Below are 14539 nucleotides of genomic sequence, written 5' to 3' on the forward strand. Positions count from 1 at the left end.
GGAGGGGCGGACTCGGGGCCGGCGGCGCCGGGGTCGGCACCCTGGGGAGGTCGTCACTTCTCCGACGCGCCGACCGGCTTCCCGTCGGGCCGTACGGCGTACCAGGTACCGCCCACGCCCTGACCGTTGGTGTCGCCGGGTGCCTTGTCCCCGGCGAAGGTGTAGATGGGCCAGCAGTTGATCGTCTGCTGCTCGGCGCCGTCGGGCCGGGTGAAGGTCATGTAGCCCTTCTTCTGGATGCCCTTGGTGTCGCCGAAGTCGACCGGAGAGACGACCGGCCACTTCTTCACGCACTCTCCGGTGCAGTTCGAGACGGGCTCCGGCCACGCCTCGTCCTTCATGAAGCGGTAGACCGTCATGCCCTTCTCGTCGACGACGATCTCGCCGAGCTTGGAGTCCTCCCGGGTCGACAGCCCCGGCAGATCGGCCGACTGCGCCTTCTTGCCCTCCGGGGTGAACGCGAACCACTTGCCGCCCACGCCCTGGCCCTTGACGTCACCGGCGTTGACGTCCTTGACGTACCGGTAGGCCGGCCAGCCGTCCACGGTGAGCTGCTTGGTGCCGTCGGCGCGGGTGATCTCACCGAGCAGGGCCTTGTCGATGCCCTCGCCGGCCGAGGCGTCGTCCGCCGGCACCGGCGGCCAGGTCTTCGCGCAGTCCCCGTCGCAGTTGGACTTGGGCGGGTTCGCGGAGTCCTGGTCGAACCGGTAGAGCGTCAGCCCCAGTTCGTCCGTCACCACCTTGCCGAGCTTGGCGTCGGTGGCCACGTTCAGCTGCCCCGCCGTGTTGGCCGGCTGGCTCGGGGCCGGTGAGCTCTGGCCCGCCTGCGCGCCGCTGCCGATGCCGCCGAGGTCGCCCGGCGCCGTGATCCCCACGTTCTGGCTGGAGGGCGGCTGGGTGTCCTGACCGCACGCCGTCGTCAGGGTCAGCACCGCCGCGGCGCTCACCACCAGTGAGGCGGTCCGCCAGGAGGTCTTCATCGTCAACTCCAGTTGATCGCAGAGGTGTCGCAGCGCTCTGCCGCGCCGCCGCTCGACGATGGGTACGCACGGCGGCACAGGTTGTGTTCAACGGCGGCCTGTTTTTCTTTTCTTAACTCCTTCGTGCCATTCCCCCGGCTCTCGCGCGTGGGACGGCCCCGGACGACTCATGATCTTCGTCGTGCAAGCACTCGTACCGACCCAAACCCGCACCGCGGCGCGCACGTTGTTCGTGGTCACGCTGTTGTGGGCACTCGCCGGCGCACCCGGCCAGGCGGCGGCGGACGCCTGCGCGTACGCCTCGACGGGGCCGGACGGCACGGAGGCGGTGGCGATCGCGGGCCACATCGACTGGGACGTCCCGCCCTGCTCCCCGCCGCCTCCGCCACCGCCCCCCACCCCCACACCGACCCCCACACCCACCCCGACGCCGACCCCGACTCCGCCCCCTCCCCCACCGCCGCCCACACCGACGCCGACCCCGCCGAAACCGAAGCCCACGCCCACCGTCCGGCCCGTCGCACCGCCCGCGGCGCGCCCCGCACCGCCGCCTCCGCCGACGCCGACGGTCAGGCCGCGCCCGACGTCCCGTCCGGCGCCGCCGCCCCCGCCGCCGAAGCCGTCCGCGACCCCGAGCCCCCGCCCGACCCTGCGGACCGTCACCTACCCGCACCACCGCGCGACCGAGGTCAAGCGGCCGGCCCGGAGCACCACGTCACCGCTCGTCTTCGTCCTGCTCATCACCACCCCGGCGGTGGTCGCCGTGGCCGCCCTGCGTCCGCGCTGACGACCGCCCGCGCAACCGATCGCCCTTCTCTTCCTGGAGGCACCTCTTGCCGGAATGGCTTGTTCTCACCCTCGCCATGCTCGCCGCCTGCTCCGTCGTGGTGATCATCACCCTCCTGAGGCACCGGAGGGCGGCCGAGGACGAGGACCCCAGCGAGACCCCGGACGTCATCGAGTACATGACGATGTGGATCGGCGTCGTGTACGCCATCGTGCTGGGTCTCGCCATCGCCGGTGTCTGGGAGGGCCGCAGCGCGGCCCAGGACAACGTCCGGGCCGAGGCGGTCGCCCTGCACGAGGTCTCGGAGCGGGTACGGGTCTACCCCGCCGAGATCCGCGACCGGATCCGTGACGATGTCAACGCCTATGTCGGACACGTCGTCACCGCGGAGTGGAAGACCATGGCCGACCACGACCGGCTGACCGACGAGGGCACCGAACTCCTGGACCGGCTCCGCCGGGACGTGACCGACTACGAGCCGCGCACCGACTTCGAGGCGCAGGCCTACCAGCCGCTGGTGGACCAGGTGGCCGCCGCCGACCAGGCGCGCAGCGCCCGCGCGGAGTCGACCGGGGCGACCATGCCGGGGGTGGTGTGGTTCGGCCTGGTCGCCGGGGCCGTGATCACCATCGGCATGATCTTCGCCCTGCAGATCCGGCGCACCCGCCGCGAACTGACTCTCGCCGGGCTGTTCTCGGCGCTCATCGCCTTCCTGCTGTTCCTCATCTGGGACTTCGACGCGCCGTACAGCAGGGGCCTGGCCGCGACGGCGGAGCCGTTCCTGCGTCTGTTCCCGGAGGTCAAGAGCTGAGGAGCCGGCATGGCTGCCGCCCCCGACCGACAGCGGTCGGGGGCGGCCGTCACACAGGGGCCACGCCGGTGTTCATCGCCGCACGCCGAACTCCCCAGTCAGCGCGCCGATTCCCACCGTGTAGCTCCCCGTGGCCGCCCGGCGGACGGTGAAGCTCACCGTCGCTTCCCCACCCGGGCGGACGGTGACGTCCTGGCGCTGCTCGGGCTCGCCGGCGACCGTCAGCACGGCGGTGTACGTGCCCTTCGCCTCGCCCACGTTCCGCACCCGCGCCGTCACCCGGACCGGGGCGCCGGGGCGCACCCGGGGCGGTGTCACCGTCAGGCCGTGCGGAGCGAAGCGCGCCTCGGGCCCGGCGACCAGGTCGTGGACGAAGACGTCCGAGTGACGGTTGGTGTCGTCACCGACCAGGTTGGCCGAGGTGCTCTCGAAGGCGACGTACCGGCCGTCACCGCTGAGCGCGGGCAGTGCGGACATCCCGTCTCCGCCGGCGCCCTCGGGGCCGTCCGACACCCGGACCGTGGTCCCGGCCGCACGGTCGCGCACGAACACGTCCGCCATCCCGTTGGTGTCGCCGGGAACCAGGTTGGCCGCGTAGCTGTAGAAGGCCACCTTGGTGCCGTCCGCGCTGATGGAGGGCGCGTAGGCCCACTGCTCGGCGGGGGTGCCGTCGCCGGCGACGTCGACCCGCTCGTTCTTCCCTGTGCGCAGGTCGTGGACGTACAGCCGGAAGTCGTTGTCGAACACGACCACGCTGCCGTCACCGTTGATCTTCGGCGACGTGTTGGGACCGTCGGGCCCGTCGACCAGGCGAGTCGTGCCGGTGAGCCGGTCGTACAGGAAGACGTCGGCGACGCCGTCGGTGTCGCCGGACACGAGGTTGTCGGCCGTGCTCTGGAAGGCGATCCACCGGCCGTCGGCGCTGATCGTCTGCTCTCGGGACGGGCCGTTGCCCGGAGTGCCGTCGGGGGCCGCGGAGACACGGACCGTGGTGCCGAGCTTCCGGTCACGGAGGAAGACGTCCGTGGTGCCGTTGGTGTCGCCCGCCACCAGGTTGTCGGCCTCGCTGTTGAACACGGCCCAGCGGCCGTCCGCGCTCAGCGACGGGGCCGAGGACAGGCCGTTGGCCTGGGTGCCGTCCGAGGCGACCGAGACCCGTTCGGTGACTCCGGTCGTCCGGTCGTGCACGAAGGCGTCGGTCTCCCGGTTGGTGTCGCCGGGCACCAGGTTGGTCGAGCCGCTGCTGAAGCCGACGTACCGGCCGTCGGCGCTGAGGGTCGGCGTCAGGGAGAAGTCGTCGCCCTGGGTGCCGTCCGAGGCGACCGACACGCGTGCGGTGGTCCGGCGCTCCCGGTCGGTGACGAAGATGTCGAGCGTGCCGTTGGTGTCGCCGGGGACCAGGTTGGAGGCCGCGCTCGCGAAGGCGACGACCTTGCCGTCGTCACTGACGTCGGGCCACCAGGTCTCCCCGTTCGGCTGGCTGCCCTGGCTGCTGAGGGCCACTCGCTCGGTGGCGGGGGGACGCGGCAGCTCCAGGTCGGCGCGGCGGACGCCGGAGGGGCCGGCCACGGTCACGGTGAGCGGCCGGGACCGGGAGATGCCGGGTGCGACGGCCGTCAGACGGTGGGTGCCCACCGGCACGTCGCGGATCGTGTAGCGGCCGTGTGCGTCGGTCACCGCGGTCAGGGCGTCCGGCACGTCCAGGACGCTGACGGTGGCGCCCGGCACGGTCGTCCCGGTCGGCCCGTACGTCACCGTCCCGTCGACCGTCGTCCAGCGGGTGCGCGCGAGCTCCAGGCGCACGTCGGTCCAGCGCTCGGCGCGCACCCGCTCGCGGGCCACGGTGTCCTGGTAACCGAAGCGGGACAGCGCGAGGTCGTGGGTGCCGGGGGCGAGGCGGATGGAGAAGCGGCCCGCCTCGTCGGTGGTGACCGTGCGGCCGGTGTCGGTGCGGGCCACGGCGACGCCGGCCAGCGGCTTGCCGCTCCGCCCGTCGGTGACCGTGCCGCGCACCCCGCTGTTCAGGGCCGCCTCGGCCACCGCCGCGTAGGCGTCGATGCGGCCGTGTCCGTAGCGCGGGTTGGGCAGGGCGCCGTAGCGGTCGTCGGCGCGCGAGGTGCCGGTGAGGATCGCGAGGGCCTCGTCGACGGTGAGGTCCGGCCGGGCCTGGAGCATGAGGGCGACGGTGCCGGACACGTGCGGGGTGGCCATCGAGGTGCCGTCGAGGGTGCCGTAGCCGCCGTCGGGAAGCGCGGAGAGGACGTCGACGCCGGGTGCGGAGACCTCGGGCACGACGTAGGTGTCGGGCCATTCGGCGGGCGGGTCGGTCCAGTTGCTCTTGTGGACGACCTCGCCGCAGGAGAAGTCGGCAACGTTGTCGTCGGCGTCGGTGGCGCCGACGGAGACGGCTTCGTAGACGTTGCCGGGCGCGGCCGAGCCCTGCAGGCACTCGTTGCCGATGGCGAAGGCGGGGAAGACGCCGGCGCGGGCGATGTTGCGGGCCGGTTCGACGAGTTCGTCGGCGTAGCCGTCGGAGCCGAGCGACATGCTGACCACGTCGGCGGGCTTTCCGGCGGGGGTGCCGTCGGCGGCGTAGGGGGCGATCGCCCACTGCATGCCGGCGATCACCTGGGCGAGGCTGCCGCGTCCGCCGGGTATGACCAGGCCGCCCATCAGTTCGGCGCCGGGCGCGACGCCGATCCGGGTGCCGGAGGCGTCGCCGCCCGCGACGGTGCCGGCCACGTGGGTGCCGTGGTAGGCGCTGTCATGGGGCAGGGAGCCGGGGACCGGGCGGCCGTCGGCGTCGAACTCGATCCAGCCGCCGGGGTGGGCCGGGTCCGCGGGGTCCGCGCTCGTGAGCTTGCCCGCGAGGTCGGGGTGCGCGGTGTCGATGCCGGTGTCGAGGACGGCGACACGCACGCCGGCGCCGGTGAGCTTGCGCTCGTCCTGTGCCTTGTCGGCGCCGATCTTGGCCAGGCCCCAGGTGGTGGCTCCGGCGGTGGCGCGGGCGACGGCCGCGGCGCTCTTCTCGGGGGTCTCGCCGGGCGGGGTCTCCAGGGTGAAGTTGGGGATGACCCGCTCGACGGGGGCGAGCGCGGCCAGTTGGCGGAGGGTGTCCGGGGTGGCCCGGACCAGCACCATGTTCTTCAGCCAGAAGGTGTTGAGGACCCGGTCACCGCTCCCCTCGACGAGGTCCACGACCGGGGCCTGGTCGGCGGCGGTGCCCCGGGCGAGCGCGCGGCGCACCTCTGCGCCGGTGCCGTCGGGGAGGGAGCCGGCGCCGGCGCGGAGGACGACGGCGGCCTCGACGCGTCCGTCGCCGCGGGCCTCGGCGGCGTCCATGCGGGCCAGCACGGCGGGGTCGATCTTGGCGTGGGCGCCCGCCGGCTGGGACGGTCCGGCGGGGGCGGCGTGCGCGGTCGCGGGTACGGCGGTCAGCGCGGTGGCGCAGATGCCGATCACGGACAGCAGGGATCTGTAGCGGTGTCGTCCGCGGCGCGGACGGGACGGGAGCGGCATGGGGGCACTCCTTCTTGTGGCGCGAGGTGCGCCGGAGTAACGGAGCAACGGGGTAACGGGGTAAGGGGGTAACGGGGAGAGCAGGTCACGAAGCTCGTCGAACGCTGACATCCGCCGCGGACGCCTGACAAGATCGACAGGCGGCGACTTCCCGTCATCCGGCGGGAAGACGACAGCGGACGGAGGGGCGGGAGCGTGCTGGAACCGATCGGTCTGGACGAGCGCGGCGAGGCGGTGTACGACGCGCTGATCCGCAGGACCCGGGCCACGGCGGCGGAGCTGGCGGCCGACTGCGGTCTCACTCCGCGGGCGGCCGCGCGGGTGCTGCGGTCATTGGTGGACCTCGGGCTCGCCTCGGCCGGACGGGGACGGCCCGTCCGCTACGCCGCGGCGCCGCCCGACAGCGCGCTGGAGGCCGTGCTGCGGGAGCGGGAGCAGGCGTTGAACGGCGTGCGCTCCCAGGTCGCGGACCTGATGTCGCTGTACCGGGCGGGCAGCAACTTCGCGCACCCCGGCGACCTGGTCGAGGTCGTCTCCGGCCGGGACGAGGTGAATCGCGTCTGGACGCAGATGCAGCGGGCCAGCCGCACGCAGGTGCGCGGTTTCGACTGCCCTCCCTACGCGGCGGCCGCCGGGCACCGCGAACCCAACCCGGTCGAGCTGGAGCTGCTCTCCCGCGGTGTGAAGTACCGCGTGCTGTACGACAGTTCGGTGCTGGAGATGCAAGGCTGGCTGGAGGACGTGACCGCGGGGATACGGCTGGGGGAACAGGCGCGCATCGCCACGGGGCTGCCGACCAAACTCGCGATCTGCGACGACCGGGTCGCCATGCTTCCCCTGCTGCGCCCCGGCGACGACTCGGTCACCGCCTCGTACGTCGTCCACCCCTCTCCCCTGCTGGACGCGCTGGCCGCCCTGTTCGAGGCGGTGTGGGAACGCAGCGTGCAGATACGCCCGTCGGTGCCGCCGGTGGTGGGGGACCTGCCGGAGCGGCTGTCGCCGGACGAGGAGAAGCTGCTGACCCTGCTGGCGTCGGGGGCGACCGACAAGGCGGCGGGGCGGTCCCTCGGCTGGAGCGAGCGCACGGTGCAGCGGCACATCACCAAACTGCTGCGGCGCTTCGGCGCGCAGACGCGCTTCCAGCTCGCGATGGAGGCCACCCGCCGCGGCTGGATCTGACCCCGCCGCGCGCACACGACCGCGCCCCGGACCCGTCAGGGTCCGGGGCGCGGGCTTCGAGCACGTGCGGAACGGGAGACCGAGGCGAACAGCGCCTCAGATCCGCTTCTCGGCGCGGCGGCGCATCCAGAAGAAGCCGCTGCCGGCGACCGCGGCGGCCACCAGCGCCCCGCCGATCGCCATGTCGGTGGGGGTCGCGCCGGTGGTGCTGCTGCCGCCGATGCCGCCGCGGACACCGCCGATGACGGTGAAGGCGTGGGGCCGGGTGAGGCTGCGTCCGGAGCAGTGGACGGTGATGTCGTAGGAACCGGGACGGGCGTTCTCGTCGATGGTGGCGGTGCCCCTGGCGGTGTCGTTGCGGTTGTTGATGGGCGTCAGGTTGGTCCGCTGGAAGGCGTCCGAGGTGGCGTGGCCGCCGTTGGGGCAGCCGTCGACGGTGATGGTGAGCTGGCCGCCCCGGGCGATGACGCCGGGCATTGCGACGATGTTGGACGGGTTGGCCACCCGTCCGCCGTCCGCGACGGCCACCGGGGCGGCGAACCCGAGAACGGCGACCGCGGCTCCGGCGGCCGCAAGGGCACGTGTCTTGCGCATGTGATCCTCCGCGGGAGACGCCCCGGGTCCCGTCCCCGGTCCGATCGGCGAGAAAGCGCCTCCCGGAAAGACCCTCAGTTGCCCTGCGCCGCCGCGCATTTCGGGAATGGTCCGTACGGTTGAGGGCCGCCCCCGCCCCTCCCGTGCGGGCGAGGCCATCACCGCAGGTCACGGACCGTCAGAGGATCTTCGTCCCGGATCACCTCGGATGGCGCACGCCGCCCGCCCGGGGGCCACCCGTTCGCCGTCGTCCCGTCGCCGGTGGCGCACCCTCGGCTTAGCGTTCACGTCATGCGCGAGTGACACGGCGACGGCCGTGTCGAGAGGGGAAGGCGAATGTCAGCTTTCGAGCCGGCCGAAGCCGAAGAGGAGGCGCGGCCGAGGAGGCGCGCCCCGTGGGGCGTGATAGCGCTGGTCCTGCTCACCGGCCTCGCGCTGCTCCGCAACGGCTCCGGGGAGTTCGACGTGGGCCCGCCGCAGCCGGCCGGTGCGGCCGCCGCGGACAGCGCGACCCCCGGTGTCGCCGCCGGCACGCTGCCGGCGCTGCCGTACGCGGTGCCGGACCGGGTGCGGATCCCGGCGATCCAGGTGGACGCGCCGATCGTGCCGGTGGGCCTGGACGCGGAGGGCTGGGTGGACGCGCCGCCGCCCGAGGACCCGAACCTGGCGGGCTGGTTCACCGGCGCGGTCTCACCGGGCGAGAAGGGCACGGCGGTCGTGGTCGGGCACGTGGACAACGCGCAGGGCCCCGCCGTGTTCTACGGCCTGGGAGCGCTGAAGAAGGGCAACCGGGTCGAGGTCGCCCGCAAGGACGGCAGGACCGCCGTGTTCGAGGTCTACGGTGTGGAGGTCTTCTCGAAGAACGACTTCCCCGGCGACCGGGTCTACGCGTCCAAGGGCACCGCCGAGCTGCGGGTCATCACCTGCGGCGGCGGCTTCACCCAGCAGGACGGCTACGACGGCAACGTGGTCGCCTTCGCCCGCCTGACCGAGGTCCGCTGAGCCGTCGGCCGAGCCGTCCCCGCCCTTCCCGGCGGGGACGGCTCGGCCGTTCTCAGACGTACTCCCGGCGGGGCACGGTGACGTGGTAGCCGGAGTCCAGCAGGTGCGGCAGATAGGAGCGCAGGGCCTTCACGGTCTGCGAGCGGTCGCCCCCGGCGTCGTGGGAGAGCACCACGACGCCGGGCGCGGCGCCGTCCTCGACCCGGCCGACGATGGTGCGGGTGCCGGGCTCGGTCCAGTCGAGGGTGTCGACGGTCCAGGCGAGCGGCTCCATGCCCAGTTCGGCGCCCAGTTCGAAGGCGGCCCGGTTCCAGGCGCCGTAGGGGGCGCGGAACCACTCCGGGCGGGCGCCGTAGTGCTTCTCGACGACGTCACTGGTGCGTTCCATCTCGGAGCGGATCGTGCGGCGGCGGAGCTTCGTCAGCAGGGGGTGCGACCAGGTGTGGTTGCCCACGACGTGGCCCTCGTCGGCCATGCGGGCCAGCAGGCCGGGGTTGTAGCCGGCCATCTCGCCGCACACGAAGAACATCGCGCGCACCTCGTGCCGGGCCAGGGTGTCGAGGATGTCGGGGGTGTAGCGGGGGTCCGGCCCGTCGTCGAAGGTGAGAACGACGGTGCGGCCGTCGTCCGGGACCTTCAGCAGCGGCTCCTTGCGCACCGGGGTGCTGCCGGGCGGGGTGCGCGGGGGGCCGTAGCCGGTCAGCGGCCTCAGCCGGTACTCGGAGGGCCTGAGCGGGCGGCGGGCCGCGGGCGCTCCGGCGGCGGGCGGCGAGGCGGGTGCACCCCGGTTGCCGGCCCCCGGCGCGAGCGCCGCGGCCACACCTGCCGCGCCCAGCGTGGCGGCACCGGCGAGCAACGCCCGGCGCCGGGTGAGCAAGTGATCCATCTGCATGACTCATGAGTCGCCCCGCGGAGGTCCGGCACAGCGCCACGACACCGGTGCGGCGGCACCATTTCACCTGATCGGCGCAGCATATGACGGAGTTCTCCGGGGACCGCGCCGTGTCCGGCCGTACGGCTCTCCGATAGCCTCGCGGTCGTGACGGAACAGCAGTCCCATCGGTTCGAGCGGGGCACGGACGGCCCGAAGGTGATCGTGGCCGGCGTGGACGGCTCCGACTCGTCGCTGCGCGCGGCGGCGTACGCCGCGGGCCTGGCGCGGCGTCAGGGAGCGTTGCTCGCCATCGTGTACGTGCAGCCGGTGCTGGCGGGCGGGGCGGCGCTCGGCGCGCCGGTGGCGGACACGACGGAGGAGATAGCGCAGGACCTGGCGGCGCACATCCGGGAGTCGATGGAGCGGATCAAGGGGATGTTCGACATGCGCTGGGAGTTCCACACCTTCCGGGGCGACCCCTACAACGGCCTGGTGAAGGCGGCGGACGACCTCACGGCGGACGCGGTGGTGGTGGGTGCGTCCGAGCAGGCGGGGCACCGGTTCATCGGTTCCGTGGCCGTGCGGCTGGTGAAGGCCGGGCGCTGGCCGGTGACGGTGGTGCCGTAGTCCGGTGAAGGCGGGCCCCGCGGCTCGCGTGGTGTCTTCCGTCGGCGGTGTCGCGAGGGGATCATGAGCCCTCGTCGGACGCTTGCCGAACGCGAAGAGGTGAGGCGCATGGCCGGTCTCCGGGCGGGCGAGGGAGTTCTCCGCCGCAAACCGATCGAGCACATCGAGGAGACGGAGGCCGGCCGGGGCCCGCGCCTCGAGCGCACCCTGGGCCTGTGGCAGCTCACCGCGATCGGTGTGGGCGGCATCATCGGCGCGGGCATCTTCACCCTCGCGGGGACGGTCGCGAACGGCACGGCCGGACCCGCGGTGCTGCTGTCCTTCCTGATCGCGGGTGTGGCGAGCGCGGCGGCGGCGCTGTCGTACGCGGAGTTCGCGGGGATGATCCCGAAGGCGGGGTCGGCCTACACGTACGGGTACGCGGTGCTGGGCGAGCTGGCGGGCTGGTTCATCGGCTGGGACCTGTTGCTGGAGTACACGGCGATCGTCGCGGTGGTCGGCATCGGCATCTCCGGCTACTTCAGCTTCCTCGTGAACGAGATGGGCGCGGACCTTCCGGCCTGGATGCTGGGTGCGCCCGGCACCGGGGACGGGCACCGGGTCGATCTGTTCGCGGCGCTGCTGTGTCTGCTGATCGCGGCGCTGCTCAACCTCGGCATCAAGAACGCGGCGCGCTTCGAGACGGTCGTCGTGGTGCTGAAGGTGGCGGTCGTGCTGCTGGTGATCGGCGTCGGGATGTTCCACATCCGGGCGACGCACTACGAGCCGTTCTTCCCGTTCGGTGTCGGCGGGGCGTTCACGGGTGCGGCGACGGTGTTCTTCGCGGTGTTCGGCTACGACGCCATGTCGACGGCGGCGGAGGAGTCCAAGGACGCGCAGCGGCACATGCCGAAGGCGATCGTCTACTCGCTGATCATCTCGATGGTGCTGTACGTGGCGGCCTGCCTGGTGCTGACGGGCATGCAGGACTTCAGGGACATCGACCCGGAGAGCGGCTTCTCCACGGCGTTCAAGTCGGTGGGGCTGACCGGGCTGGCGGACGTGATCGCGGTGGGCGCGATCATCGGCATCCTCACGGTGATGTTCACGTTCATGCTGGGCGTGACCCGGGTGTGGTTCGCGATGTCGCGGGACGGACTGCTGCCCCGCTGGTTCGCGAAGACCCACCCGACGCGGCACGTGCCGACGCGGGTCACCTGGATCGTGGGGGTGGCGTCGGCCGCCATCGCCGGGTTCCTCCCGATCGGCGAGGCGGCCGAGCTGACCAACATCGGCATCCTGCTGGCGTTCGCGGTGGTGTGCACGGCGGTGATCGTGCTGCGCTACCGGCGGCCGGAGCTGCCGCGCTCCTTCCGTACGCCGTTCATGCCGGTGGTGCCCGCGCTGGGCGTCATGTTCTCGGTCTGGCTGATCACGTTCCTGCAGTGGGAGACGTGGGTGCGGTTCGCGGTGTGGTTCGCGATCGGTCTGGTCGTGTACTTCGGCTACTCGTACCGTCGTTCGGCGCTGGCGCGGACGGGCGGGGAGGATGCCGGGGGCCGGGACTAGAGGGTCTCCAGGAAGTCGAGCAGGACGCGGGTGAACGCGTCGGGGCGTTCCATGGCCGAGTAGTGGCCGGTGCCCTCGACGGTCGCGGTGCGGCCGTCGGGGACCGCGGCGGCCAGGCGCCCGGCAGCGGCGTGCAGTTCGGCCGGCTCCAGGGACCCGTTGACGGCGAGCAGCGGAACGCGGATCTCGCCGGCCCGTTCGAGGGAGCCGGTCACCGGCACCAGCCGGTCCTTCTCGTCCGCGCTGTGCTTGGACAGCGTGTGCAGGGCCATCTCGCGCACGCGTCGCAGGATGTCCGGGTCGATGTCGTCGGCCGAGCGGCGGGGGCCGGGTACGAGCCGCAGCAAGGCGTGGAGCCACGTGGTCACGTCCCCGGTCGCCAGCGCCCCGTTGATCGTGTCCTGGAGCTCTCGGTGCCAGGCGTCGGTGTACCGGAAGTCCCCGGTCACGGCCCCGGCGGTGACCACCGCGCGGACCGGGCCGGGGTGTTCCAGCACGGTGTCGGTGGCGATCACGCCGCCCATGGAGAGGCCGACGAGGACCGCGGGCCCGGCGTCGAGGTGGCGCAGCAGCGCGGCCAGGTCGTCGGCCCAGCGGAACGGCGCGGTGGCGTTGGCGGACCAGCCGTGGCCGCGCGTGTCGGGGGTGACGACCCGGTACCGCTCGGCGAGGACGGGGACGTGGTCGGCCCAGATCCGGTGGTCGAGGAAGCCGGAGTGGAGCAGGACGACGAGGTCGCCGGAGCCGGAGTCGCGGTAGGCGAGGTCGCCGTCGGCGGACGGGAAGGTACGGAGATCCGAAGCACCAGTCATGACAACCAAGGTGTCATGTTGCCCTCACTTTGACAACCTGGATGTCATGATGGGCGGATGACGGACCACGAGACCCCCCTTCCGCCGGACGAGCTCGGCCGGCGCCTCACCGAGGTGTACGACCTGGTCGGCACCCTCTACCGGCGCGCCCAGCGCAGCGTGGAGCAGGAGCTGACGGGCGGTGAACTGTCCCTCGGTGTACGCGCCGTGCTGACGCTGCTGCACCGCAACGGCCCGATGACGGTGCCTCAGATGGGCAGGGCCCAGGCGATCAGCCGGCAGTTCGTGCAGCGCATGGTGAACGAGGCGGCGGACCGGGGTCTGGTGGAGAGCATCCCCAACCCCGCCCACCGGCGCTCGTCGCTCATCCGCCCGACGGAGCGGGGCACCGCGGCCATCACCGAAGTGCTGGACAGGGAGCACCGGTTGCTGCGGGAGACCGGTGGCGGGCTCACGGACGCCGAAGTGACGGCCTGCCTGCGGGTCCTGGGTGAACTCCTCACGGCACTGGACCACGTCGCGGACGACTGACACCTCGCCCTTCCTCCGGGCGGTTGCGTGGAGCGTCACGGGCGCGTGGAGCACCGTGCGGGCGGCGCTCGGACCGGTCTTCCGCAGTGTCATCGGCGCGCGCCGTTCCGCAACCGCACCGCGGAAAGAGGGCTCTCACCTCCGGAGAGGACCGCAGCCATTCGAGATGCACCATTCAACGACGTGTGGCAACCATGGTGGGAACTCCTCCGAAAGGGTGATCGAGATGTCTCCGACGTCTCCGCACTGGGTTTCCCTTGCCAAAAGCCCTCCGCTTTTCGAGAGCGATCTGGGCAGCGTCCAGGCGGTCGACCGCCAGGCCTTTCCCCTGCTCAACGGCCTGTCGATCAAGCGTGTGGTGCTGGCGCCGAACACCCTCAGGGAACCCCAGTGGAATGTCAACGCCAACCAACTCGCCTATGTCGTACGGGGCGAAGTCCTCGTATCGATGCTGGGCAGCGGTAACCAGTTCTCCTCGTTCGTGGCCGGCGAGGGGCAGATGTACCACGTGGAATCCGGGTCGGTTTACCACATCGAAAACCTCGCGGCAACCGAGGCGGAAGTCATCATCGCGCTGCGCAGCGAACAGCCCCAGCATTTCTCACTGCGGGACAGTTTCTCGGCGATGACCGACTCCGTCCTCGGCAACACCTACGACCTGCCGTCCTCGGCCTTCGACGCGTTCGCCCGGCCGGACGCCCAGCAGATCCTGCCGCGTCAGGCGAACTCCTCGGTGAACCCCACCGACCGGTTCCCCAACGCCCACCTCTTCGACGTCGAGGGACAGCACCCGCCGACGGCCTACGACTACGGGTCGGCGCGGCTGGCGCGCAAGCAGTTCTGGGCGGCGCTCGAGGACCTCTCCATGTACTCCCTGCGGATCAAGGAGAACGGGATGAGGGACGCCCACTGGCACCCCGTGACCGCGGAGATGGGGTACGTGGCCCAGGGTCGCGCCCGGATGCGCATCCTCGACCCCGACGTGACGCTCGACGAGTACGAACTCGACACGGGGGACGTCTACTTCGTCCCGCGCGCCTATCCGCACCACATCGAGGTGCTCGGCGACGAGGCGTTCCACTTCCTGATCTTCTTCGATCAGCCGACCCCGGGCGACATCGGCTACCGGACGACGGCGACCGCGTTCTCCCGCGAGGTGCTGGCGTCCACCCTGGGCGTGGACGAGCGGGACGTCCCCGACTTCCCGTTCACCACCACCGACCCGCTCATCGTGGGACGCAAGAACCCGACGTCCGCGCCGAAGACCGCCTGACC

Annotated in this window: 13 protein-coding genes; 8 read left to right on the forward strand and 5 right to left on the reverse strand. The window is 72.2% G+C overall.

From position 1 onward, the window contains the following. Window positions 1–53: 53 nt before the first annotated feature. Entirely contained in the window at window positions 54–980 is a 927-nt protein-coding gene (locus ACF1AG_RS17525; protein ID WP_359607600.1) for an SCO0930 family lipoprotein, read from the reverse strand. 181 nt (window positions 981–1161) lie between these two features. On the opposite strand from ACF1AG_RS17525, the gene ACF1AG_RS17530 reads away from it, so the two are divergent. Further along, the gene (locus ACF1AG_RS17530) at window positions 1162–1767 is read left to right on the forward strand and encodes a hypothetical protein (RefSeq protein WP_359607598.1); all 606 of its coding nucleotides are present in this window, start codon (window positions 1162–1164) and stop codon (window positions 1765–1767) included. A 46-nt stretch (window positions 1768–1813) separates the two neighbouring features. Then, window positions 1814–2578 (forward strand): hypothetical protein, encoded by a 765-nt coding sequence (locus ACF1AG_RS17535; protein ID WP_391809995.1) that lies wholly within the window; start codon window positions 1814–1816, stop codon window positions 2576–2578. Between the two features lie 72 nt (window positions 2579–2650). Here the strand turns inward: ACF1AG_RS17535 and ACF1AG_RS17540 are convergent, their stop codons facing one another. Continuing rightward, complete coding sequence (locus tag ACF1AG_RS17540) at window positions 2651–6097, reverse strand: S8 family serine peptidase (protein WP_391809996.1); 3447 nt, start codon at window positions 6095–6097, stop codon at window positions 2651–2653. Window positions 6098–6292: 195 nt separating this feature from the next. Between ACF1AG_RS17540 and ACF1AG_RS17545 the strand changes: the two genes are divergently transcribed. Continuing rightward, a complete protein-coding gene (locus ACF1AG_RS17545; protein ID WP_359607592.1) occupies window positions 6293–7276 on the forward strand; it encodes a helix-turn-helix domain-containing protein in 984 nt (327 codons plus the stop codon). Window positions 7277–7372: 96 nt separating this feature from the next. Here the strand turns inward: ACF1AG_RS17545 and ACF1AG_RS17550 are convergent, their stop codons facing one another. Beyond that, on the reverse strand, window positions 7373–7870 hold the full coding sequence (locus tag ACF1AG_RS17550; RefSeq protein ID WP_391809997.1) for a hypothetical protein: 498 nt from the start codon (window positions 7868–7870) through the stop codon (window positions 7373–7375). Window positions 7871–8206: 336 nt separating this feature from the next. On the opposite strand from ACF1AG_RS17550, the gene ACF1AG_RS17555 reads away from it, so the two are divergent. Then, window positions 8207–8872: a class F sortase gene (locus ACF1AG_RS17555; RefSeq protein ID WP_359608182.1), complete on the forward strand. Its 666-nt coding sequence runs from the start codon at window positions 8207–8209 to the stop codon at window positions 8870–8872. Window positions 8873–8924: 52 nt separating this feature from the next. On the opposite strand, the gene ACF1AG_RS17560 is transcribed toward ACF1AG_RS17555, so the two are convergent. Next, window positions 8925–9764, reverse strand: coding sequence for a polysaccharide deacetylase family protein (locus ACF1AG_RS17560; RefSeq protein WP_359607376.1), 840 nt, complete (start codon window positions 9762–9764; stop codon window positions 8925–8927). A gap of 147 nt (window positions 9765–9911) precedes the next feature. Between ACF1AG_RS17560 and ACF1AG_RS17565 the strand changes: the two genes are divergently transcribed. Together ACF1AG_RS17565 and ACF1AG_RS17570 are read left to right on the forward strand one after the other, a co-directional pair. Beyond that, a complete protein-coding gene (locus ACF1AG_RS17565) occupies window positions 9912–10373 on the forward strand; it encodes a universal stress protein (protein WP_191879232.1) in 462 nt (153 codons plus the stop codon). 108 nt (window positions 10374–10481) lie between these two features. Beyond that, the gene (locus tag ACF1AG_RS17570; RefSeq protein WP_387795208.1) at window positions 10482–11921 is read left to right on the forward strand and encodes an amino acid permease; all 1440 of its coding nucleotides are present in this window, start codon (window positions 10482–10484) and stop codon (window positions 11919–11921) included. Here ACF1AG_RS17570 and ACF1AG_RS17575 read toward each other — a convergent pair. Then, window positions 11918–12733, reverse strand: a complete 816-nt coding sequence (locus ACF1AG_RS17575; protein WP_391809998.1) for an alpha/beta fold hydrolase — start codon at window positions 12731–12733, stop codon at window positions 11918–11920. The genes ACF1AG_RS17570 and ACF1AG_RS17575 overlap by 4 nt on opposite strands. 57 nt (window positions 12734–12790) lie before the next feature. Here ACF1AG_RS17575 and ACF1AG_RS17580 point away from each other — a divergent pair, with 57 nt between their 5' ends. After that, window positions 12791–13264: a MarR family winged helix-turn-helix transcriptional regulator gene (locus tag ACF1AG_RS17580; RefSeq protein ID WP_387795209.1), complete on the forward strand. Its 474-nt coding sequence runs from the start codon at window positions 12791–12793 to the stop codon at window positions 13262–13264. A gap of 226 nt (window positions 13265–13490) precedes the next feature. After that, the gene (locus ACF1AG_RS17585) at window positions 13491–14537 is read left to right on the forward strand and encodes a cupin domain-containing protein (protein ID WP_391809999.1); all 1047 of its coding nucleotides are present in this window, start codon (window positions 13491–13493) and stop codon (window positions 14535–14537) included. The last annotated feature ends 2 nt before the right edge of the window (window positions 14538–14539 follow it).

The sequence above is a fragment of the Streptomyces sp. NPDC014764 genome (assembly GCF_043082785.1).
Classification (GTDB): Bacteria; Actinomycetota; Actinomycetes; order Streptomycetales; family Streptomycetaceae; genus Streptomyces; species Streptomyces althioticus.

What these genes read in the sequence shown, in the direction of transcription:
- ACF1AG_RS17540 (WP_391809996.1), bottom strand. Translation starts at nt 6,097, where the DNA reads ATGCCGCTCCCGTCCCGTCCGCGCCGCGGACGACACCGCTACAGATCC.
- ACF1AG_RS17525 (WP_359607600.1), bottom strand. Translation starts at nt 980, where the DNA reads ATGAAGACCTCCTGGCGGACCGCCTCACTGGTGGTGAGCGCCGCGGCG.
- ACF1AG_RS17555 (WP_359608182.1), top strand. Translation starts at nt 8,207, where the DNA reads ATGTCAGCTTTCGAGCCGGCCGAAGCCGAAGAGGAGGCGCGGCCGAGG.
- ACF1AG_RS17575 (WP_391809998.1), bottom strand. Translation starts at nt 12,733, where the DNA reads ATGACTGGTGCTTCGGATCTCCGTACCTTCCCGTCCGCCGACGGCGAC.
- ACF1AG_RS17550 (WP_391809997.1), bottom strand. Translation starts at nt 7,870, where the DNA reads ATGCGCAAGACACGTGCCCTTGCGGCCGCCGGAGCCGCGGTCGCCGTT.
- ACF1AG_RS17570 (WP_387795208.1), top strand. Translation starts at nt 10,482, where the DNA reads ATGGCCGGTCTCCGGGCGGGCGAGGGAGTTCTCCGCCGCAAACCGATC.
- ACF1AG_RS17585 (WP_391809999.1), top strand. Translation starts at nt 13,491, where the DNA reads ATGTCTCCGACGTCTCCGCACTGGGTTTCCCTTGCCAAAAGCCCTCCG.
- ACF1AG_RS17560 (WP_359607376.1), bottom strand. Translation starts at nt 9,764, where the DNA reads ATGCAGATGGATCACTTGCTCACCCGGCGCCGGGCGTTGCTCGCCGGT.
- ACF1AG_RS17580 (WP_387795209.1), top strand. Translation starts at nt 12,791, where the DNA reads ATGACGGACCACGAGACCCCCCTTCCGCCGGACGAGCTCGGCCGGCGC.